The sequence below is a fragment of the Marivirga sericea genome, from assembly GCF_900177665.1.
Taxonomy (GTDB): Bacteria; Bacteroidota; Bacteroidia; order Cytophagales; family Cyclobacteriaceae; genus Marivirga; species Marivirga sericea.
Genome location: NZ_FXAW01000005.1, coordinates 293,242 through 315,483, shown reverse-complemented (window position 1 = coordinate 315,483; position 22,242 = coordinate 293,242). Strand labels below are relative to the sequence as shown.

Here is a 22,242-nt window from a genome sequence, read left to right as displayed (position 1 = left end):
CAGCATGTCAGAACAAGGATTTAAAGTATCAGTAGAGCCCAATTCAAAATTCATTTTCTCCACCTCAGGAAGTGCGAGCTCTATTGAAAGACATAATACAGCCCTTCAGAAATTAGGACTTAATCTGCTGTATTTTACTTTTCCTCACGAAATCGCTGCAAAAGACTATGCTAACCTCTTGCGTTCGCCTATCTCAAGAGGTGGCGCAGTCACTGGTAAAGACGGACTCAAATCTAAAATCATTCCTTTCTTAGATGAAGTAGAGCCTATTGTGAAAAAAACTTTAGCTGTTAATACAGTAGTGAATGAAAATGGGAAACTTTATGGATACAATACGGATGCATTAGGATTAAAAACTGCTTTAGAAAATGCTTTGAAATCAACTCCAAATTCTATTAAAACAGCTGTAATTTACGGAAATGGGGGTGTATCTGGCGTAGCTTATCACATATTAAAAGACCTGGGTTTGAAAGTAATGATGACGGGAAGAAATCCTCAAAAAGTGAAGGCTAAAAAAGAGGATTTAAGAATTGAAGATGATAAAATATCAACACTCTATGACTTAGTAGTAGATGCAACTCCTATTTCATCGCAGCCTAATTTTTTGGATGCAACAGGCTTTTCTGAATTGATTGCGAATTGTAAAATGCTTTTTTGTCACAATATGCCGGAAAAAGATAACAGGACTAATTATTTAAAATCTTATTGCCAGAAGAATGGGATCCAATTCATACCAGGCAGTGCCATGTACAAAGCCCAATTAATTAGACAGTATCAACTGTTTATTGGCGATATTTCTGAAGAGAAGATTATACAAAGCTGGGGCTTAGATAAATAGCATTATGATATACATTTAGTAAAGCTTATTAACTTCTATTATTCTACTCAAATACATAAGTTTTCAACGGCAACAGTGCTAAGGCCAAAATTAGCATGTAGTTTTCTCTATCTTTTACATTATTAGAGCTAATTTTGGCGTTCGTTTAGAAAGAAGTTTTATGAAGTGCATGAGATTGCTTATTTACTGGGATTCATGCAAAAGAAATTAAATAAATATGAAAATATCAGGTTCGATTTACTCCGATAAAAACAGACCTTTAAAAGAAACTATAGAAGATTTAGAAGCTCATCAGGTGGATCTATTGCACGTAGATTGTAATGATGATCCTGCTGTATTTGAAGATATCGCTAATATTAGAGGTTGGTGCAAACTTCCAATCGATCTTCACATCATTACAGAGACCCCAGAGAAATATTTTGATCTATTGAGAAAGTATCCGGTAGAGTATGTGACTTTTCAATACGAACAATTACCGAATGATTTTAAAATGCCAGCGGATATCACTGGACAAAAGGGCTTAGCGATTATTACGCCCACAGATACTTCAGTTTTTGATGAATTCAGTGATTTTGACTTCATTTTGATGATGGCCACAATTCCTGGCCAAAGCGGGGGAGTATTTGATCCTGTGAATTTCAAGAAAATCAGAAATTTCAAAAAGAAATATCCTCAAAAGAATGTGCATGTTGATGGTGGAGTGAATGGCGAGGTCTCTTTCATTTTAAGGAATATGGGGGTTCATACTTCCGTTTCGGGTAGCTTTTTATTCAAGGCTGCTAGCATTGGACACGCACTAATGGATTTAACAAAAAGAGAAATCCAATCCACTTTCAAAGTAAAGGATTTTATGATTCCTCGAGAAGAATGTCCCATCATAGATCTTAAAGATTTAAACTTGGAGAATATTCTTTCGGGTATTACGGATGGCAAGTTGGGCTTCCTTTTGGTGGAGGATAATCATAATTTCCAAGGGATTATCTCAAATGCCGAATTGCGTAAAACACTTTTAGATAATTTATCCGACATCCATGGTATGGATGCACAGGAGATGATTAACAGAAAACCAATCACTATTTTAGATACTGATGGCGTAGATACAATGCTTCATATGGTTCGACAGTATTCTTTTCCTGTGACCTATCTTCCAGTCTTGAATGATAAGGGAAATGCAGTAGGAATTGTTACTTTTGTGAACTTGATAAAAGGAGAGATATGATAATTCATTTAAACAAAGACATTAAATCGGCTGAAGCCGCAAAAATAGCAGAACAGATTAAAGCTTTCCATATTCATTCTGAAGGGACAGAGGTGTTAATTACGTCTTCATCGGTGAAAGAGCTGCCTTCTGAAGTGAAAGGGAAGACTGAAGAGCATTGGGTTTTTGCCAATGATATGCAATTAGCTTCACGAGAGTACAGAAAAGAAACAAGAGAAGTGCAATTTGGAAATGTTTCCATTGGAGGCAATACAAAGAATACAATATTAATTAGTGGTCCTTGCTCAGTAGAATCTGAGGAGCAAATACAGCAAAGTGCTGAATTATTGAAATCTTTAAACCTCACCACATTAAGAGGAGGCTGCTATAAGCCAAGAACTAGCCCTTACAGTTTTCAAGGTCTCGGTTTAGAAGGCTTGCACTTATTAGCAAAAATGCGAGAGGAGCATGGGCTAAAAGTAATTACGGAAGCTAGAGATGCTACTCATATTGATGAAGTAATCGAGCATTCAGACATCATACAAATTGGTGCAAAAGCCATGTATGACCAAGGAATTTTAAGGGCTTGCGCCAAAGCAAATAAACCCGTCTTGCTGAAAAGAGGTTTTGGTTCTACTCTTCAAGAATTTGTTCAGGCAGCTGAGTTTTTACTTTCTGGTGGAAACGATCAAGTGGTATTATGCGAAAGAGGAATCAGAACATTTGAAACAAAAACACGCTTTACATTAGATTTATGTGGAGTAGCTTACTTACAAGAATATACCAATCTTCCAGTAATCTTAGATCCAAGCCATGCTTTAGGGTATCGCTATGGAATTGAAAAACTGACAAAGGCATGTGTAGCAATGGGAGTAGATGGTTTGTTGGTTGAAGCTCATCCAAATCCGTCTGTAGCAAAATCTGATGCAGCACAGCAGTTAACGCATGAGGCTTTAAGAGCATTGAAAACCGCCATTGAGCCAGTGGCTAAAAGTGTAGGCTATAACATTGTTTAATGGATCTTTTAAAAAGAAATCTTGAATTATATTTAGCAAGGGAAAACCAAACCCTTGCTAATTTTTTAGCAGAGTACAATATTTCAAATCTCAATGAGCTTTCTTTAGGTGCTTTCAAATTGTTTTGTTTAGAAAATCAGCTTGACCATGCAAATATGTTGAGCCGACCAATGTTTGCTGATAAAGAGAAGTTGCAAAAGATAAAGCTATTGATTCTTGACGTAGATGGCGTAATGACTGACGCTGGGATGTATTTCACAGAAAGTGGAGATCAGTTCAAAAAATACAATGCCAAAGATGGTATGGCTATTCGTGCCCTTGATCAGTTTGGAATTGAAGCAGGAATTATCTCATCTGGCTTTAAGCTAAATATGGTAAAAGATCGAGCAGAAATGCTTAAAATCAAACATATTTATGTAGGCAGAGATCCTAAAATGGATATTTTATTAGATTGGTGTGAGAAATTGGAAATTGGCCTTGAAGAAGTTGCTATTATCGGAGATGACATAAATGATTTAGCAGTTATGCAAGCTGTCGGATTTTCAGCTTGTCCCGCTGATGCAGTTTTAAAGATAAAGGAGTCAGTTAACTTGGTACTCCAAACTAAAGGAGGTCATGCCTGTGTTCGGGAGTTTATTGATTTTTATCTATTAGATGAGCCGTTAGAAAAATAAAAAATAAGGCATGGGACTAGCCATGCCTTTAAGTATTATGCTTCGAAGCTTGCTTCCAATGAGATGGGGACAGCACTCAAAGCCTTTGAAATAGGGCAACCTTTTTTGGCTCCTTCAGCCATTTCCAAAAACTTTTCTTCTGACAAATCACTTACTTTTCCTTTCACAGTCAATTTTATCTCTTTAATGGCAAAGCCTTCGCCTTCTTTGTCAAGCACTACTTCGGCATTAGCATCTATTTCGTCAGGTGTATGTCCTGCTTTTGAAATCTCCACGCTTAATGCCATGGCGTAACAAGCGGAATGAGCAGCTGCAATCAATTCTTCAGGATTAGTACCTGATTTTCCATCCTCATTTTCAAATCTGCTCTTGAAAGAGTAGGGAGTATTTTCAAAAAAATTATTAGGACTGCTTAAGTGACCTTTTCCTTCAGTCCCAGTTCCTTTCCAATTTGCATTTACTTTTCTTTTAATAGCCATAATTTGTATTTTAGTTCATGTATTTTAACCCTGCTCATTCTTATTTGTTACATGATCAATTAAGTGACTATCAATCCAAATCCTATTCAGGTTCATTAAACTTCTAACTCCCGCTTTTATCTGTCTTTCTTATTTCTATTCTATCTATATTCCGTTAATTTTGCATTTCATTTTTCAAATTAATAGCTAAATATGAATTTGCAGCAACGAGTACAAGCATTTAAGGCCCTAGGAGAGCAACTTAGAAATCTAAGTGAGTCGGAACTAGATGAATGGTATTTCCGTGCTACCGCTTATAATAATTGGTTCACACGTGAGAATGTATTTCATGCAGTTAAAGCAATAGGAGAGATGCTGGAAGCTGATAAATTAGAGAAATGGGTTGAACAATATGATTTACCAACGGAAAGCAGTAAAAAAATAGCTGTCATCATGGCGGGTAATATTCCTTTAGTTGGCTTTCATGATTTCTTATCCGTACTCATTTCAGGCCACAGCGTGGTCGCTAAAATTAGCTCTCAAGACCCATATTTATTAAAAGAAGTAGTGTCACTTTTAGTAAAAATACAGCCAGGATTTGAAAATAGGATTGAACTGACGCAAGAAACAATTAGTGGTTTTGATGCAGTAATTGCAACAGGAAGCAATAATTCGGCAAGATATTTTGAACAGTATTTTGGTAAATATCCTAACATTATCCGAAAAAACAGAAGCTCCATAGCCGTTTTAACAGGAAAGGAGTCTGACGAAGAAATTCAAGCTGTGGGTAAGGATATATTTCAATATTATGGGTTGGGTTGTCGAAACGTAAGTAAACTTTTGGTTCCTGAAGGATTTAATTTCTCACCTTTCATTGAAGCATTGGATGATTTCAAATGGGTGGCTGATCATCATAAATGGGTAAATAATTATGATTATAACAAATCCATTTATTTAGTAAATGATGAGCCCCATTTAGATTCTGGCTTTTTCCTTATGAAAGAGGACAAAGCACTAGTGTCACCCATTTCCGTATTGTTTTACGAATTTTATAAGGATGAAACAGACTTACAAGCTAAGCTGGGTCAAAAAGAGGAGCAAATTCAATGTGTAGTGCAAAAAGGAAGCGATTTGCAACCAGGACAAGCTCAAAAGCCAGAGTTGTGGGACTATGCTGATGGTGTTGATACGTTGAAATTTCTTTCAGCCTTAAAGTAATTCAAGGCTATATTTTTGGACAATTAGTTATAGCCATGTAATTTTCAAGAAAAATTCTAAATGTCTTTTTCCAGATCCTACATCAAACTAGTAGAGCGATTTTTGCCTTCTCCTTTTGTAATTGCAATCCTTTTAAGCGGGATCACTTTTGCTTTAGCACTATTTTTTACCGAGCAGGATGGAAATTTGTTCAAACAATCTCAAAGTATTTTAGGCTATTGGCAAACAGGTTTTTGGGAGCTTTTGGCCTTTACCATGCAGATGGTTTTAATACTGCTCTTAGGACATACACTTGCTTTAACCCCATTTTTTTCAAGACTCATAAATAAGATCGGGTCAATTCCAACTAATACTGCACAAGCGGCTTTTTTTATTAGCTTTTTTACCATCATCATGAGTTTTTTGAACTGGGGCTTATGCTTGGTTTTTGGTGCTATTTTAAGCCGGAGAATAGGAGAGAATTTTACAACCCAAAATAAAGCTTTTAATTATGGAGTTTTAGGTGCAGCTGGCTATTCTGGAATGATGGTCTGGCATGGAGGATTATCTGCTTCTGCACCTCTAAAAGTAGCTGAAGCTAATCATTTCTTAATTGAGGAAATTGGCATTATTGGCATTTCTGAGACGCTCTTTTCGAATATGAATATTGTGATAAGCTTGCTTCTTTTGATCGCTGTCCCCACTCTATTTTATCTCTTAGGAAACTATTTTAAGCCCAATTCGGATTACCATTCTTTACTTAGCCATCAACAAGAAAAGGTTAAAGAAGAGCTAAGTGATGATAGTGAAAATAAAGCATGGATCGCTTATGTATTAGGAGGCGTTATGTTCATCAGTGCTGTATTGTTTGCATTCGATAAGATTCAATCAAATCAAGCTTTTATGGATTTGAATTTCGTCAATTTTTTACTGCTTACTTTTGGAATACTCCTGCATGGAAGTTTGGGCAAATTTATGGCCGCAGTGAATAGAGGAATTCAAGGCGTAACAGGTATCGTGATTCAGTTTCCTCTCTATTCTGGTATCATGGGTATTATGAAATATTCTGGCTTAGTAATTTTAATATCCGATTTCTTCGTTTCAATTTCAACCGCCACTTCTTTTCCTATTTTGACCTTCTTTAGTGCAGGCTTAGTCAATTTTTTTGTTCCATCAGGGGGCGGACAGTGGGCAGTTCAAGGACCAATTGTAGTGGAAGCGGCTAAAGCTTTAAATATCCCCATTCCTAAGATTGTAATGGCACTATCTTATGGTGATCAGATTACCAATATGTTACAGCCTTTTTGGGCGTTGCCACTTCTAGGGATAACACAACTGAAAGCTAAAGATATCCTGCCTTACAGTTTATTTGCTTTGATTTTAGGTAGTTTGATTTTTATTGTAGGGTTGTTGGTATGTTAGTTTGCCTCAAATTAACAGATTTGTAAATTTTGATTTAAGTTGTTCCGTGCGTGCGGGATGGAGGACAAGTCTACTTTCTTATTCTTAAGTGATTTTAAACTTGAAACTAAACTTCGATGAAAAACCATATCATTTTTACTAGGAAGTGGCAAAAGATCTAACACGACCACTTCCGAGGAACTTGGAAAAGCGGGAGGGATGAAAGTTTAGCGGGCCAGCGTAGGGTTTGAGGGTTGAAGCATTAAATTTTCTTGATTTCTTGTTTCTTTTTTATTAAGAAAAAAAAAGATGAACAACTAAAAAATAGCACTTAAGTTTTTTCTTACCTATATAAACTTATTTTACAATTCTTTAAATAGTATCACTCAAATGCCCTCGATCATTATACTTCACCAGCTGAAACATATTATCCGTGGCTCTAATTTGATACAAGCCCAGATTAGTGTGCTCGAAGATATCCATATCGGAGAGTGGATAATTGAATAAATGAGCTAATAAAATTCGCATTGCTCTCCCATGCATGCAAATCAAGACTTTACGTTCTTCTGTTTTACTCATGATATGTTTCATTGCTTCTAATTGGCGCATAGCTACTTGATCAGGAGATTCTCCTCCTTCAACCGGTAGTGAAGTTTCACCCTCTTTCCATCTGTCCAGCATGGCGTAATAGTATTTATTTTCCTCGGGAGTGAAGGGTTGACCTTCTCGAGTTCCCCAGCTAATTTCATTTAAGCCAGAAAGCTTTTCATATGGTAAGTTTTTATCAATGAAGCCCTGAACAGATTCCTGAGTCCTTTTTAGAGTAGAGATGTATAATTTATCGAATGGAAAATCTCCGTAAGTTGTAAAAAACTGATTGGCTTGACTTCTTCCAGTTTCATTTAGCGAAGCATCTACACCACTACCTTGTACAATCCCTTTAAGGTTGTAATCAGTTTGCCCATGGCGCACTATGTATATATCTTTTACCATTTTTTATATTTCAGAGTAAATCAAAATCACAAAAAAATTGTTCAAAATTGAATGCGAATCCGTAATTTTCGGTTCGAAATTACAAAACAGAATCACTGCAATTACTATGGATAGGAAATTTATTCAAAAACCAAGTTTGGAAGAGCTCAATAAACTAGGTAAAAACACGATTTCTGAAGTGTTAGGGATGAGTTTTACAGAGGTTGGTGATAACCACTTAGTTGCCAAGATGCCAGTAGATAAAAGGACACACCAGCCTTATGGTTTATTGCATGGCGGTGCATCAGTTGTATTGGCGGAAACTTTAGGAAGTGTGGCTGCTATGTTAATGGTAGATTCAGAGAAATTTTATTGCGTTGGTTTAGATATAAATGCAAATCACATTCGTGGAATAAAAGAGGGCTGGGTATATGGAAAAACTACGCCCGTTCATGTAGGAAGAACTACACAAGTTTGGCATATAGAAATTAAGAATGAGCGTGAACAATTAGTGTGTGTAAGTCGTATTACTATGGCAGTAGTCAAGAAATAGTTTTGGAAAAAAGCACAAAAGAAATAAATCAGCAGCTCACTGCTGAAGCTCACTTGAATAAATTTTTAGGATTTGCGCAGACGAATAGTGCAGCATTAGCTGTTTACAGGCTGCCCAATGAATCAAAATTAAAGATCCTATGTGATTTATCTGGTGGAAAATATATTCAGGAGCTAAATTTGGAGGATTTATCTTCAGGTTTTCTCATGCACCCTTTTCGTACTGGCTTAAATAAAATTGTGCATTTTGAGGCAGAAGTACTAGGAGAAATTTTGTTAACCCCTAATGACAATGATACTACAGCTGAAATATCCCTTGATTGGTTAAGGTCTCCAAGTGAGCAAATAGAAGCGAAAATTGAAGAGGCTTCGGAATTTGACTTTTCTATTTTAGCAAAAAACGATAATCTGAGATCTACCTTCTCTTCAGAATATATTCAGATGGTAGAGGAAGGGATTCAATCGATTAAAAGGGAAGAGTTTTACAAAGTAGTACCTTCCAAAATTAAGCACATTGAAAGTGATAATAATGTAAATCTTGGTCAAGCATTTATAAATGCTTGCTATAAGTATCCAAATGCATTTGTAAATCTTACTTTTTCAGCCAAGACAGGACTATGGTTAGGCGCTAGCCCTGAAACACTTATAGAGGATAAAAAGGGAGAATATTTTAAAACTATGGCTTTGGCAGGTACGCAGCGGAAGTCTGAAAAGAGCATAGCAGAAACTACCTGGACTCAAAAGGAGATAGAAGAACAAGCTTATGTCTCAAGATATATTATTAACTGTTTCAAGAAAATTAGGCTTAGAGATTTTGATGAAATAGGTCCTAAAACTGTCGAGGCTGGAAATCTATTGCATTTGAAAACTACATTCAAAGTACATACTGAGTCAGCCAACTTTCCAGAATTAGGTTCGGTAATGTTAAAGTTATTACATCCCACTTCTGCCGTTTGCGGTATGCCGAAGGAATCTGCCCTAGAATTTATCTCTAAGAAAGAAAAACATGATCGTAGCTATTTTAGTGGTTTCATGGGACCTGTTCATTTATCTGGCTTGAGTCATTTATTTGTTAATTTGCGATGCTGTCAAATCAATAATCAAACCGTTACTTTTTATGCGGGGGCTGGAATCACGGAAGATTCAAAAGCAGAAAAAGAGTGGGAGGAAACCGAAATGAAATGTAAGGTATTGTCTGATGTTATTTTCGGAATCTAAACAATAATCCGTAATTTTAATTTGTTAATCGATGATTAAGCTATTTTAATCGAATATAGCAATGAAGAGCGGATCCGAAAGAGAACATACTAATTCATTAATAGGTCAAACATTTGCTACGTTGCTTAGCTGTCAACAGAAATTATCTTATAATATTTCTCGGGCAATGAAAGTATTTGATATTACGCGTCAGCAATATGAAGTGCTAGCAATCCTGAATGACCATTCAAAACAACCGATGAACCTGAATAAGGTAAAAAGCTATTTGAGAGAAAATGTACCTGATATTTCTCGTATAGTGCAAAGATTAGTGGAAAAGGGATTAATTAACAGGTCAAGACAAGAAAATGATAGAAGAAATTCAGCTATATCGATCAATGATGATGGAAAAGCATTGATTGTTCAGATCGAGCCCATCATCAAAGAAAAAATGAGCGAATTTTTTGGTATACTCACGTCAGAGGAGTTGCATGAGTTATCTAGAATTATTTCTAAAGTTAACAAAAACAAAGCCTAGTCTATTAAGTTAAACTTTCATGGATTCACTTTTAAAATTTACGAATAAGGGGATTTACTGCCCTCAAGGTAACTTTTATATTGATCCATGGAGACCAGTTAAAAAAGCTTTGATTACTCATGGACATGCAGATCATTCGAGGTCAGGGCATCAGTATTATTTAGCTCATCATCAATCTGAAGCTATTATGCGACAAAGATTGGGAGATGGTATTAAAATAGAAACTGTTAACTACAATAAGCCTATTTCCATAAACGGAGTTAAAGTCAGTTTTCATCCTGCTGGCCATATTCCAGGCTCAGCCCAAATCAGATTAGAGTGCAAAGGAAAGGTGTCTGTTGCATCAGGAGATTATAAGTTGGAAGATGACGGATTATCCACCCCTTTTGAACCAGTGAAGTGCCATGAGTTTGTAACAGAAACCACTTTCGGTTTACCTATTTATCAATGGAAGCCTCAAAATGAGACTTTTCAAGAGATCAATAGCTGGTGGAGACAAAATAATGAGAATGGTAAGACATCAGTCATTTTCGCTTATGCCCTGGGCAAAGCCCAAAGGATAATGAAAAATGTGGATACCGAAATCGGTCAAATTTATACGCATGGCGCAGTTGAAAATGCCACAGAAGCCTTGCGGAAAACAGGTTTAGAATTGCCTGAAACTATCAAAATCACGAACGATATTCCGACAAAGGATTATAAAGGGAATTTAGTAATCGCAACGCCAGCATCTATTGGTACTCCTTGGATGAAAAAATTAGCGCCTTACAGTACAGGAATTGCTTCAGGTTGGATGATGTTGAGAGGGACTAGAAGAAGAAAAGCTGCAGATAGAGGATTTGTGCTTTCTGATCATGCGGATTGGACTGGTTTACTGGAAGCAGTGAAATTATCAGAAGCTGAAACGGTATATTCTACGCATGGATACTCCAATGTATTTACTAAATATCTGAAAGAGGAAAAAGGGCTAAATGCGATTAGTTTAGATAGTCAATTTGAGGGGGAGAGCTTAGATAGTGAGTTGTGAAGTTGGCAATAATTTACTTTAAGCATAATTAATTTACCCCTATGTTCGTTGTAAAATCGCTTAACCATTAACCTACACATAAATGAAACACTTACTTACCCTTAGCATTTCAATTTTCTTTATAACTTTATTTCCTTCGTACTCTCAGGATCAATCTGACAATGATTTTAAAGAGGAAGTGAAAAGAATAGAGCAACTCACGATCAAATCTATCAAACTACGACAGCAAATAAATCCCGAAGCTGAACAGGAAGCTTTGAATGATGAGATAAAAACTCTTGATGCCACTCTATTAAAAAAGGTCACTTTATTTCTCAACGAATATGGCTGGAAAAGCAAAAAAGAGATAGGCGAACTTGCTAATATGGGACTGTTTTTAGCTATCCAACATTCTTCAACAGAAGAGATGGAAAGCTTTAAAGATATTATAGAAAGGGCCTATGAAGCAGATAAAATCGAGGAAAATAGTTATGCACTTTATATAGATCGATTAAAAGTGCGTAATGATCTACCTCAAATCTTTGGGACTCAATATTACTTCGATGAAAAATCAGCGTCTTTAAGATTTAATGAAATTGAAGATTTTAAAAATGTTAATAAGAGAAGAAAAAAAGTAGGCTTAGCTAAAATTGAAAAGTATGCCAAACAGAATAATATAGCTTTAGATTAATTAAAACCACACCTATGATTATTAAAAAAAACACTGCTTAAAAGCTCATGTAAGGAGATTATCTGCCAAGTGTTCAGTCTGATTATTGCTCCTGCTCAATTCCAAAAAAAAGACAGTCGGGATATAGATGTAGCTTTCAGAACTCCCATTAGAAGTGAAACAGATGGTTCGGTTTATAATTTTAGGGGAAAATTTACTGTACGAGAATGGACTATACCCGGAAATATTAAGTATTTAAGGCATCTATTTAACAATAACTCAATTAACAGACTGAAAATTTTACAAGTAATCTTCTGAATCAAAGCTGATGATTGATACAAACAGATGAATTGTACTAGCAATCTATAAAAATTTGGACTGTCAAACATTAAACACATGAAATAAGCATAAATCTAGAATCCTTAATATACCAACCAAAGGATGAATAGATTTATGGGAATTCCATGTGGCAATTAAAAAGCATAATATACACATGAAATCAACATTAAAAATTTAGCTTCGAATTTTAAGCCAACCCTGCCTTTGCCGGCAGGCAGACGAAGGTGTCCCGAAAGCTTTCGGGATAATCAAAGATCCCGTGGTCTGCCCTCGATAATTGGGGTAGCTATTAAAAAACAATATTACACACATGAGAAGAGCAATAATAGTAGCGATTTTAATAAGTTTTGTGATAAAAGGATTTGGACAACAAGCGTCCGTTGATATTGACAGGAATGACCTCAAAAGTATTGTGCGAATTTTGTCATCAGATTCTCTGAAAGGTAGAGGTATCGACAACGGAGGTCATCGCAAAGCTGGGGATTTTATTTCTCAAACATTTAAAAATTTAGGTTTAATTACAATTAATGAGAACAGCTATTTCGAAGAATTTGAGCTAAAACAGAAATACTGGGGTCAGGTATATATTCATTCTCCTATTAGTAAATTAAATAATTTTGAGAATATGGTTTTTCAAGGCAGTGATGTTCAAAATGAAGAAGTAGAAAAAGAAATTGTTTTCGGTGGTCTGGGATCAGAAGAAGAATTGAATAGAATCGATGTAACAGACCGATTTGTTTTGATCTTCATAGATAACCTGAGAGCGGGTATAAAATTTAAGAAACAGTTGGCTAAAAGAAATGCATTTGGAGTAATTTTAGCTAATCCAGAGAATGACAAGCAGTTTGAACAGATACGACTCACATTAAAAGATCATTACCTTGCCAAAAGATACGCTTTAATTGATGAAAAAATACAGCAAGACAAACGAGCAGCATGGGACACGATTCAGTATGTTAATAGTATCCTAATCCCTAACGATCAAATACAAAAAATTAGTGGTTTATCAATCAGCCAATTAAGCAGATTGATCGAACAAAAAAGAATCGAAGAGGCTCCTATATCAAAAGTGAAAGCGAAATTTGAAAAGGTTGAAAAGAATATAACAACAGCAAATGTGGGCGGTTTGCTTCAAGGTAAATCAAACAAGACTATTGTTATCACAGCACATTATGATCATCTTGGTGTAGTTAACAATCAGATCTTTTCTGGTGCTGATGACAATGCTTCAGGAACTGCAGCATTATTAGAATTAGCACAGAAATTTTCTCAATCTAATGATTTACTTTATAATATACTCTTTTTGGCAACTTCAGCAGAAGAAGTAGGATTATTGGGTTCAAAATATCATGTAAATAATGTATCCTTCGAATCCGATAATATCATTTGTAATCTTAATTTAGATATGATTTCTAGAAAAGATAATAAGCACTTTAATAATAAATATCTCTACTGCATTGGTTCAGACCAAAACGAAAATTTACATCAATTAATGTTAAGGGCTGATAATGCTTATAAAAAATGTGAATTCGATTATTCATTAAATAATTCGCAGGATCCTTCAGGCATATTCACCAGATCTGACAACTATAGCTTTTATAAAAAGGGAATTCCTTCAATCTTTTTCTTTACAGGCTTGCACACAGATTATCATAAATCTACAGATACAGCTAATAAAATAAACTTTAAACGTTTGGAATATCGAGTTAAACTGATTAGTGAAGTACTTGAATTATTAGCAAGAGATGGGCTAAAGAATTAACGTCCTCCATTATTGAAGCCATGAATGGAAATTATCGGATAGGTTTTTTTCGTAATGATAGTAAGTCAACCACAATCAACATATAACTTCTCTACTTGGTCCTCAGAAATATTATTTTTATCAGTTTCTAACTTTTTCTTTATACAGGAGATCGAAATGTATTTTGAACAGATAATAGAAAGCAAATATCGCAAAGAGAAATCTCAAGGATGATTACATTATTCTAAACAAAAAAAGGAAGCCAATCACTCAACTTCCTTTTTCACCCCTTAGTATTAATGTCTATCTTAAAATAGTCTGAGTCCTATCAGGCCCAACAGAGACCAAATTGATAGGTACTCCTAATTTCTCTTCTATGTAGGTTATATAGTCTTTCAATGACTGTGGCATTGCATCAAAAGAATCAATATTATCCAAGTTGCAATTCCAACCTTCTAATTCTTCATAGACTGGTTTTACTTCAGAATCCACTATGTCATAAGGGAATTCATCGGTTATAGTACCATCTTCCAGTTCATATTGAGTGCAGACTTTTATCTTTTCAAAACCTGATAAAACATCAGCTTTCATCATGAATAATTCTGTGACACCATTGATCATCACCACATATTTCAAAGCAGGGATATCCAACCACCCACATCTCCTAGGGCGACCTGTAGTAGCACCGAATTCGTTTCCCACTTTCTGCAATTCTATACCATCTTCATCAAATAGCTCGGTAGGGAAGGGACCGCCACCCACTCTCGTGCAATAAGCTTTGAAAATACCATATACTTTTTGAATACTATTAGGTGCAACACCTAAGCCGGTACAGACACCAGCTGTCATTGTATTTGAGCTGGTTACAAAAGGATAGCTACCAAAGTCCACATCCAACAAAGAACCTTGAGCGCCTTCAGCTAATACTGATTTTCCAGCTTTCAATTCTTTATTGATCAAGTACTCCGTTGAGCTGACGTTAAACGTTTTTAAATATTCCAGCGCTTCAAAAAATGTTTTTTCAGCCTCTTCTAGCTCAGCGTAATCGTATTGATAAAAATCTAGCGTCATCTTATGAATATCCACTAATTTCTTATACTTATCCGGGAAGTTTGAATAGAAAATATCTCCCACTCGTAATCCCAATCTAGCAACTTTATCTTGGTAGGTTGGACCAATACCTTTCAATGTTGATCCGATTTTTTTATTCCCTTTAGATTTCTCGTAGGCAGCATCCAAAAGTCGGTGCGTTGGCAAAATCAACTGCGCTTTATTAGAAATCCATAAATTATCTTTAAAATTGATATTGAAAGGGGCTAACTTTTCAATTTCATTTTTGAAAATGACAGGGTCTAAAACTACTCCGTTTCCAATTACATTTTTAATAGAATTACGAAAGATTCCACTTGGGATTTGATGTAGAACATGCTTTATCCCATCAAACTCTAGGGTATGGCCCGCATTTGGACCACCCTGAAATCGAGCCACAGTATTATATTTGGGTGCTAAAACATCTACTACTTTTCCTTTACCTTCATCCCCCCATTGCAAACCCAACAAAACATCCATTTTCATTATTTATGATTTTAAATTAGTACAGCGTTTAGAATTACTACTGCAGCTGATAAAACTCTGATTTAAACTATTTGAACTAATCCTACTTATTTGAAGCTTGCAATGGCTTCCTCTTTCGTATCGTAGATGGTGAATATATTATTAAGCTTAGTGATGATTAATAATTTTTTCACTTGTTCGGAGGGATTAATTAATACAACCTCTCCATCTTTATTGCGCAGTTTCGTTAGAATGGTAATCAAAACCCCAATTCCACTACTATTCATGTACCTAACACCCGAGATATCAATAGCACATTTTGTAATGCCTTTATTAATTTCATCATTTAATAATTCAACTAATCCTGGCCCATTATTTTCTCCTATAAGGTCACCGGAAATTTCTAAGTTTAGAATGTTATCAATGACTTCTTTGTTGTAATCCATTTTATTTTATTGATTAAAAAAATTATTTCTGCTCTTCGGCTTTTATTTTTGCTTGGCAATCCCCGCAAATACCGTATAAATTTAATGAGTGATGCATGATTTGGAAATTCAGTAAATCTCCAATCATCGTTTTAATATTTTGAATTCTTGGGTCACAAAACTCGACAACTTTATGACATTCGGCACAGATCACGTGATCATGTTGTTTGTAACCGTAGGATTTTTCGTATTGCGCCAGATTTCTCCCAAATTGGTGCTTGCTTACCAAGTCACATTCTACAAGCAAATCTAATGTATTGTAAACAGTCGCACGACTCACTCTATAATTTTTATTTTTCATGCTGATATAGAGTGATTCTACATCGAAATGCCCTGTACGTGTATAAATCTCTTCTAGAATTGCGTATCGTTCAGGCGTTTTTCTTAATCCTTTATTTTCTAAATAAGCCGTGAAAATTTGTTTTACTTCTTTATAAACCTTCTCGTTCAATGCCATAATTTTTTCATCTCCCTTCTTCAGTCGCAAATATAGGAAATCTACAATTAATCATAGCGGTTCACCTTCACTATCCCACGTACGGCTGTTAATTTTCTTATCAGCTGATCTAAATGCTTGGTATTTTGCACAAAGAGGTGAATTTTTCCTTCAAAAATACCATCCTTAGTATCAACGGAAATGGACTGCATGTTTACTTCCAATTCGCTGGATATAATTTGTGTCACATCACTTATTAATCCTACTCTATCGGTACCAATAATTTGTAAGCCGGCTAAAAATGCTATTTCCTGTTGAGAAGTCCATCTAGCTTTTACAACTCTATTGCCATGGTTAGAAAGCAGTTCTGGTGCATTAGGACAAGAGGTGCGGTGAATTTTTATTCCTTCATTAACTGTCACAAAACCAAAGACCTCATCTCCCGGGATAGGGTTGCAGCAGGGTGCTATAACATAATCAACCACGTCCATATCCTCCCCTATTAGCAGCATATCTTCTCCCTTGGCTTTTTTCAATTCCTGCTCAAAGGATTTTGCATCAGCGGAAGATCTAATTCTCTTTGTATTCTTTTGCGGACCTTCTAATACTTCATCTTGGAATTTCTTGATATTTTTCGGGTCATGCTTTCCTGTTGCTATGCCGTAATATAAATCGAGCGGGGTTTTCTCTTCAAAATAAGCTCTTATCTTATTGATTACTTCATCCGAAGGGGTAATCTTCATTTGTTTCAGCTTTCTGTAAACTATTTCCTTTCCTTCTACAGCAGCATATTTTTTATCCTCTTTTAATACATCTTTAATCTTCGACTTGGCTTTTGAACTAACAACAAACCTCAACCAATCTTCACTTGGCTTCTGCTTATTGGAAGTTAATATCTCGACTTGGTCGCCATTTTTCAACTCGTAATTTAAAGGCACTAACTTATTATTTACTTTAGCACCTAAGCATTTGGCACCTATTTCTGTATGGATATCAAAGGCAAAATCTAAAGCAGTCGCTCCAGTGGGTAAAGTTTTTAACTCTCCTTTTGGTGTAAAAACAAAAACTTCATCTGAAAATAAGTTAGACCTGAAATCATCGAGGAATTCAATAGCATTTGTATCATTTGATTCTAGCATTTCTCTAACTCGTGCTATCCATTGTTCCAATCGGGTTTCTTCTGGTTTGGTGTAATAGTCTTTGTATTTCCAATGAGCAGCGTAGCCTTTTTCAGCTATCTCATCCATTCTACTCGTTCTGATTTGGACTTCGACCCAGCTACTGTTATCACTCATTACAGTGGTGTGTAATGATTCATAGCCATTTGCTTTAGGAGTTGAAATCCAGTCTCTGAGGCGATCTGGATTAGGCTTATAGAAATCGGTAACTATTGAATATACTTCCCAACATGCCGCCTTTTCGTGTTCATCAGGGGCCTCGATAATAATTCTGATGGCAAATAAATCATATACCTGTTCAAATGGTATATTTTGTTTTTTCATTTTACTCCATATTGAGTAAATTGATTTTGGCCTTCCTTTTATGTAATAATTCCATTTGAGCTTATCCAATTCACCCTCAATAGGAGCAACAAAATTATTAATAAATTTTTTCCGTGCGGCCTTTGTATTGTTGATTTTGTTGGCAATATCTCGATATACCTCCGATTCCGTGTATTTTAGATGGAGGTCTTCAAGCTCTGATTTGATCGCATAAAGTCCCAATCGATGAGCAAGTGGAGCATAAAGAAAAATAGTTTCAGAGGCGATCTTCAGTTGCTTATTCCTTGGCATGCTTTCCAACGTCCGCATGTTATGCAAACGATCAGCTAATTTGATCAAAATAACCCTTACATCTTTCGAAAGAGTTAATAGCATTTTTCTAAAATTTTCAGCTTGCTGAGAAGTGCCGTATTCAAATACACCAGAAATTTTAGTTAAACCATCTATAATTGGCGCAACCTTAGGACCAAACTCTCTTTCAATATCTTCTAATTCCCAATCGGTATCTTCTACTACATCGTGCAAAAGAGCGGAGATGATAGAGGTGGTACCCAATCCAATTTCTTCGACACAAATAGTGGCTACAGCAATAGGATGAAGAATATAGGGCTCCCCTGATTTCCGCCTCATGTCTTTATGCGCTTCCATGGAGGTAGTAAAAGCTTTTTTAATCAATTTGGCATCCCCGTCTTTTAGGAATGGCTTTGATTTCCTCAGCAATTTGCGGTATTCTCTAAGGATGACTTTACGTTCTTCTTCTATATCTATATTCTGCATAAATGCTTTAAAAACTAAAATTCAAAATAACCAATAAAAAAACATTTCTCCGACTTGCAGCAAAAATATTTTTACGTACCTTTGCCCTTCAAATTAATGAATGCGGATGTGGCGAAATTGGTAGACGCACTAGACTTAGGATCTAGCGCCTCACGGCATGGGGGTTCGAGTCCCTTCATCCGCACACTTTTCAAACCCTTAGTTCCAGTAAAGTAATACAGGAAGGAAGGGTTTTTTTGTATATTGATAACACTATAAAATTTAATTGTTTTGGACATTACACTCAACAAAAAGGACAACACCAATGCTTCTATTAAAATTATATTAAATGAAGCTGATTATCAACCTAATGTTGAACAAAAAATCAAAGAGTACAGGAAAAATGCCAATATTAAAGGTTTTCGTCCTGGAAAAGTGCCCGCTTCCTATATTAAAAAGTTATATGGAAAGAGCGTTTTGGTTGAAGAGATCAACAGTTTGTTATCAAAATCATTAACTGATTACATTAAACAGAATGATTTAAAGATTTTAGGTGAGCCCATTCCTAATCAGGAAGATGCTGCTAAAATTGATTGGGATAACCAAAAGGAGTTTGAATTTGAATATACTCTTGGTTTAGTAGATGAGTTCGACATCAAGTTAGATGAAAAATTCAAAATTGAAAAACACAAGATTGAAGTGACCGACAAGGTGATGAAGGAAACCATGGATAACTTAACTAAGCAACATGGTGATACTGAATCTGTAGAAGAAAGCAAAGCTGAAGATTCTTTGGAAGGTAAGTTGAGTACTGCTGATGGTGAAGTTCAAGAAAAAGTAGTGCTCCCAATTGAGGATGCTGAGAAGAAAGCACAAAAGCAATTTGTTGGAGTAAAGAAAGGTGATGAAATCAAATTTGATATTGAGAAAACCTTCAAATCAGCTGAAGCTAAATCAAGATTGTTAGGTCAGAATGAAACTGATGCCAATGCTGCTTCTGGTGAATACATTTTGACAGTATCGGATATTAAGAGAACGAAGCCTGCTGAAATTAATGAGGAGTTGTTTGAGAAAGTTTTTGGCAAAGATGCTGTAAAAACTAGAGCCGAATTTGATCAAAAAGTTAAAGAGACTATCGCAGAGAATTACGATAGAGAAACAGAAAATCTTCTCAATAGAGATTTGGTCGATAGTTTGGTAGAGAAGACTAAATTTGAGCTTCCAGATGAATTCTTGAAAAATTGGTTACTATTAAGCAATGAAGGAAAAGTGACGCAAGAGCAAATCGATAAAGAGTATGATCTATATACCAAAGATTTGCGTTGGAATTTAATCAAAAACAAAGTAGCTGATGCCAATAAGGATAGTATCAAAGTAGAGAACGATGATATTATGAGTTATACTAAAGGCATGATTGCAGAGCAATTTGGTGCATACGGAATGGCTGATCAGCTAGGTGATAACATGGATAGTTTTGCGCAGAATTACCTGCAGGGTGAAAATGGCGAAAACTACCGAAAAGTTTATGAGGAGCTTTTAAATAAAAGAGTTTTGGACTTTATTAAGGATAAAATTTCTATCAAAGAAAAGAAAGTTGATTTAGACGGCTTTAAAAAGGCTGTCGATAAGAACTAAAAGCTATTTTTACCGTTAATTGAAAAGTCCTTTTAAAGAAGGACTTTTTTTTTAAATTTGTATTTATAACAAAAATACTTAAATGATTAATAAAGAGGAATTTAGGAAGTTTGCCGTTAAAGGCGAAGGCTTATCAGGTAGTTTGGTGGACTCATATGTACAGCAGGTAGAAAATATGACCAGAGCTGTGATTGAAGAACGCCCCACCAATTTCAGGGAAATAGATGTTTTTTCCCGCTTAATCATGGATCGAATTATCTTCTTAGGTATGCAGGTAGATGATAATATAGCTAATGTAATTACCGCTCAATTATTATTCTTACAATCCGTAGATGCAAAAAAGGATATTAGTCTATATATTAATAGCCCTGGGGGTTCTGTTTATGCTGGTCTAGGTATATATGATACCATGCATTACATTTCCCCTGATGTAGGAACGATCTGCACAGGATTGGCGGCAAGTATGGGAGCTGTTTTATTAGCAGGTGGAGCTGAAAAGAAAAGGTCAGCATTGCCACATGCAAGAATAATGATTCACCAGCCGATGAGTGGTATGCAAGGTCAAGCTTCTGATATGGAGATTTCTTTGAAACAAACCCTCTCTGTTAAAGAAGATTTGTATAACATACTGTCTAAACATAGTGGTAAAACGTATAAGCAAGTAGAAAAAGATTCTGATAGGGACTTCTGGATGAGAGCAGAAGAAGCTAAAGAATACGGATTGATTGATGAAGTATTAGTGAGAAAGTAATGGCAGAAGACAAAACACAAGTAACCTGTTCCTTTTGTGGACGCAATAAAAAAGATGTTGATTTGATGATTTCAGGAATACATGCGCATATTTGCGATAAGTGTATTGCTCAAGCACAGCAAATTTTACAAGAGGAGGTTAAAACAAAATCATCTTCAAAAGACCCTAAATTTAATTTGATTCGCCCGATTGAAATGAAATCGCATTTGGATCAATATGTTGTAGGGCAAGATGAAGCTAAGAAGTTTATTTCAGTTGCAGTTTATAATCATTACAAGCGATTGATGCAAAAATCTACTAAAGATGATGTGACAATAGAAAAGTCAAATATCATTATGGTAGGAGAAACAGGAACAGGGAAAACCTATTTGGCTAAAACCTTAGCTAAAATTTTGCAAGTTCCATTTTGTATTGCTGATGCTACTGTTTTAACCGAAGCGGGTTATGTGGGTGAAGATGTTGAAAGTATTTTAACAAGACTTTTACAATCTGCTGATTATAATGTGGAGGCTGCACAAAGAGGTATCGTTTATATTGATGAGATAGATAAAATAGCACGTAAATCAGACAATCCTTCAATTACAAGAGACGTAAGTGGGGAAGGGGTACAGCAAGCTATGTTGAAGTTATTGGAAGGGACTTCTGTAAATGTTCCGCCACAAGGTGGTAGAAAGCATCCTGACCAGAAAATGATCAATGTGGATACTGAAAATATTCTGTTTATTTGTGGTGGTGCGTTTGATGGAATTAGCAGAGGAATTGCTTCCCGATTGAACACTACTCCTTTAGGTTTTGCCAAAGCAGATACGAGAGAGGAAGATATAGATAAGGAAAACTTACTACAATATATTACTGCTCAGGATTTGAAGAATTTTGGTCTAATACCAGAGTTGATAGGAAGGTTGCCAGTTTTAACTCACTTAGATCCGTTAAGTAAAGACACCTTAAAATCAATTTTAACTGATCCGAAGAATGCCTTGGTTAAGCAATATACCAAACTGTTTGATATGGAAGGAATTAAATTGGTGTTTGAGGATTCTGCTTTAGATTATATTGTACAAAAAGCAGTGGAATTCAAATTGGGTGCCAGAGGCTTAAGGTCAATCTGTGAGGTTATCATGACAGATGCCATGTTCGAATTCGATGGGGAATCATCTGGAACGGAATTGATCATAGATGAAAAATATGCTGCTTCTAAATTCGAGAAATCGAAATATAAAAACTTGAGGGTTGCGTAGGAGATTCTAGAACCTAGATATCAGATTTTAGACTGTAAAAAGGAGATTTATCGTTCGATAAATCTCCTTTTTTTGTGCTATATATTTT

Annotated in this window: 21 protein-coding genes and 1 tRNA gene; 16 read left to right on the top strand and 6 right to left on the bottom strand. The window is 35.6% G+C overall.

Annotated elements, in window-relative coordinates:
* The first annotated feature begins 4 nt into the window (after nucleotides 1-4).
* From B9Y84_RS13215 to B9Y84_RS13200, 4 genes are all read left to right on the top strand, one after another.
* Nucleotides 5-838, top strand: a complete 834-nt coding sequence (locus tag B9Y84_RS13215; RefSeq protein WP_085517856.1) for a shikimate dehydrogenase family protein — start codon at nucleotides 5-7, stop codon at nucleotides 836-838.
* Nucleotides 839-1,055: 217 nt separating this feature from the next.
* Nucleotides 1,056-2,057, top strand: coding sequence for a CBS domain-containing protein (locus B9Y84_RS13210; RefSeq protein ID WP_085517855.1), 1,002 nt, complete (start codon nucleotides 1,056-1,058; stop codon nucleotides 2,055-2,057).
* On the top strand, nucleotides 2,054-3,052 hold the full coding sequence (gene aroF, locus B9Y84_RS13205; RefSeq protein ID WP_085517854.1) for a 3-deoxy-7-phosphoheptulonate synthase: 999 nt from the start codon (nucleotides 2,054-2,056) through the stop codon (nucleotides 3,050-3,052). Before B9Y84_RS13210 ends, aroF begins: the two co-directional genes overlap by 4 nt.
* Entirely contained in the window at nucleotides 3,052-3,726 is a 675-nt protein-coding gene (locus tag B9Y84_RS13200) for a KdsC family phosphatase (protein WP_085517853.1), read from the top strand. The genes aroF and B9Y84_RS13200 overlap by 1 nt, the downstream gene beginning before the upstream one ends.
* A 35-nt stretch (nucleotides 3,727-3,761) precedes the next feature.
* Here B9Y84_RS13200 and B9Y84_RS13195 read toward each other — a convergent pair whose 3' ends face one another.
* Complete coding sequence (locus B9Y84_RS13195) at nucleotides 3,762-4,205, bottom strand: OsmC family protein (protein WP_085517852.1); 444 nt, start codon at nucleotides 4,203-4,205, stop codon at nucleotides 3,762-3,764.
* Nucleotides 4,206-4,397: 192 nt separating this feature from the next.
* Between B9Y84_RS13195 and B9Y84_RS13190 the strand changes: the two genes are divergently transcribed.
* Together B9Y84_RS13190 and B9Y84_RS13185 are read left to right on the top strand one after the other, a co-directional pair.
* Nucleotides 4,398-5,402, top strand: coding sequence for an acyl-CoA reductase (locus B9Y84_RS13190; RefSeq protein ID WP_085517851.1), 1,005 nt, complete (start codon nucleotides 4,398-4,400; stop codon nucleotides 5,400-5,402).
* 60 nt (nucleotides 5,403-5,462) lie between these two features.
* Nucleotides 5,463-6,803, top strand: coding sequence for a short-chain fatty acid transporter (locus B9Y84_RS13185; protein ID WP_085517850.1), 1,341 nt, complete (start codon nucleotides 5,463-5,465; stop codon nucleotides 6,801-6,803).
* Nucleotides 6,804-7,154: 351 nt separating this feature from the next.
* On the opposite strand, the gene B9Y84_RS13180 is transcribed toward B9Y84_RS13185, so the two are convergent.
* A complete protein-coding gene (locus tag B9Y84_RS13180) occupies nucleotides 7,155-7,775 on the bottom strand; it encodes a histidine phosphatase family protein (protein WP_085517849.1) in 621 nt (206 codons plus the stop codon).
* Nucleotides 7,776-7,881: 106 nt separating this feature from the next.
* On the opposite strand from B9Y84_RS13180, the gene B9Y84_RS13175 reads away from it, so the two are divergent.
* From B9Y84_RS13175 to B9Y84_RS13150, 6 genes are all read left to right on the top strand, one after another.
* Complete coding sequence (locus B9Y84_RS13175) at nucleotides 7,882-8,307, top strand: hotdog fold thioesterase (protein ID WP_176223796.1); 426 nt, start codon at nucleotides 7,882-7,884, stop codon at nucleotides 8,305-8,307.
* Between the two features lie 2 nt (nucleotides 8,308-8,309).
* The gene (locus B9Y84_RS13170) at nucleotides 8,310-9,524 is read left to right on the top strand and encodes a chorismate-binding protein (protein WP_085517847.1); all 1,215 of its coding nucleotides are present in this window, start codon (nucleotides 8,310-8,312) and stop codon (nucleotides 9,522-9,524) included.
* A gap of 61 nt (nucleotides 9,525-9,585) precedes the next feature.
* Entirely contained in the window at nucleotides 9,586-10,041 is a 456-nt protein-coding gene (locus B9Y84_RS13165) for a MarR family winged helix-turn-helix transcriptional regulator (protein WP_085517846.1), read from the top strand.
* A 19-nt stretch (nucleotides 10,042-10,060) separates the two neighbouring features.
* The gene (locus B9Y84_RS13160; RefSeq protein ID WP_085517845.1) at nucleotides 10,061-11,068 is read left to right on the top strand and encodes a ligase-associated DNA damage response exonuclease; all 1,008 of its coding nucleotides are present in this window, start codon (nucleotides 10,061-10,063) and stop codon (nucleotides 11,066-11,068) included.
* Nucleotides 11,069-11,150: 82 nt separating this feature from the next.
* A complete protein-coding gene (locus B9Y84_RS13155; protein WP_085517844.1) occupies nucleotides 11,151-11,738 on the top strand; it encodes a DUF6624 domain-containing protein in 588 nt (195 codons plus the stop codon).
* Nucleotides 11,739-12,366: 628 nt separating this feature from the next.
* Entirely contained in the window at nucleotides 12,367-13,818 is a 1,452-nt protein-coding gene (locus B9Y84_RS13150; RefSeq protein WP_085517843.1) for a M20/M25/M40 family metallo-hydrolase, read from the top strand.
* A gap of 282 nt (nucleotides 13,819-14,100) precedes the next feature.
* Here the strand turns inward: B9Y84_RS13150 and B9Y84_RS13145 are convergent, their stop codons facing one another.
* The 4 genes from B9Y84_RS13145 to B9Y84_RS13130 form a co-directional block, all read right to left on the bottom strand.
* Nucleotides 14,101-15,372 carry an adenylosuccinate synthase gene (locus tag B9Y84_RS13145; RefSeq protein ID WP_085517842.1) on the bottom strand — a complete coding sequence of 424 codons (1,272 nt, stop codon included), beginning with the start codon at nucleotides 15,370-15,372 and terminating at the stop codon, nucleotides 14,101-14,103.
* An 86-nt stretch (nucleotides 15,373-15,458) separates the two neighbouring features.
* The gene (locus tag B9Y84_RS13140; protein ID WP_085517841.1) at nucleotides 15,459-15,797 is read right to left on the bottom strand and encodes an STAS domain-containing protein; all 339 of its coding nucleotides are present in this window, start codon (nucleotides 15,795-15,797) and stop codon (nucleotides 15,459-15,461) included.
* A gap of 22 nt (nucleotides 15,798-15,819) precedes the next feature.
* Complete coding sequence (locus B9Y84_RS13135; RefSeq protein WP_085517840.1) at nucleotides 15,820-16,293, bottom strand: Fur family transcriptional regulator; 474 nt, start codon at nucleotides 16,291-16,293, stop codon at nucleotides 15,820-15,822.
* 47 nt (nucleotides 16,294-16,340) lie between these two features.
* The gene (locus B9Y84_RS13130; RefSeq protein WP_085517839.1) at nucleotides 16,341-18,551 is read right to left on the bottom strand and encodes a RelA/SpoT family protein; all 2,211 of its coding nucleotides are present in this window, start codon (nucleotides 18,549-18,551) and stop codon (nucleotides 16,341-16,343) included.
* A 102-nt stretch (nucleotides 18,552-18,653) separates the two neighbouring features.
* On the opposite strand from B9Y84_RS13130, the gene B9Y84_RS13125 reads away from it, so the two are divergent.
* The 4 genes from B9Y84_RS13125 (at nucleotide 18,654) to clpX (ending at nucleotide 22,154) form a co-directional block, all read left to right on the top strand.
* A tRNA-Leu gene (locus B9Y84_RS13125) sits at nucleotides 18,654-18,735 on the top strand.
* A gap of 86 nt (nucleotides 18,736-18,821) precedes the next feature.
* Nucleotides 18,822-20,165, top strand: coding sequence for a trigger factor (gene tig, locus B9Y84_RS13120; RefSeq protein ID WP_085517838.1), 1,344 nt, complete (start codon nucleotides 18,822-18,824; stop codon nucleotides 20,163-20,165).
* A gap of 82 nt (nucleotides 20,166-20,247) precedes the next feature.
* On the top strand, nucleotides 20,248-20,916 hold the full coding sequence (locus tag B9Y84_RS13115; RefSeq protein WP_085517837.1) for a ClpP family protease: 669 nt from the start codon (nucleotides 20,248-20,250) through the stop codon (nucleotides 20,914-20,916).
* The gene (gene clpX, locus B9Y84_RS13110; protein ID WP_085517836.1) at nucleotides 20,916-22,154 is read left to right on the top strand and encodes an ATP-dependent Clp protease ATP-binding subunit ClpX; all 1,239 of its coding nucleotides are present in this window, start codon (nucleotides 20,916-20,918) and stop codon (nucleotides 22,152-22,154) included. Before B9Y84_RS13115 ends, clpX begins: the two co-directional genes overlap by 1 nt.
* Nucleotides 22,155-22,242: the final 88 nt, after the last annotated feature.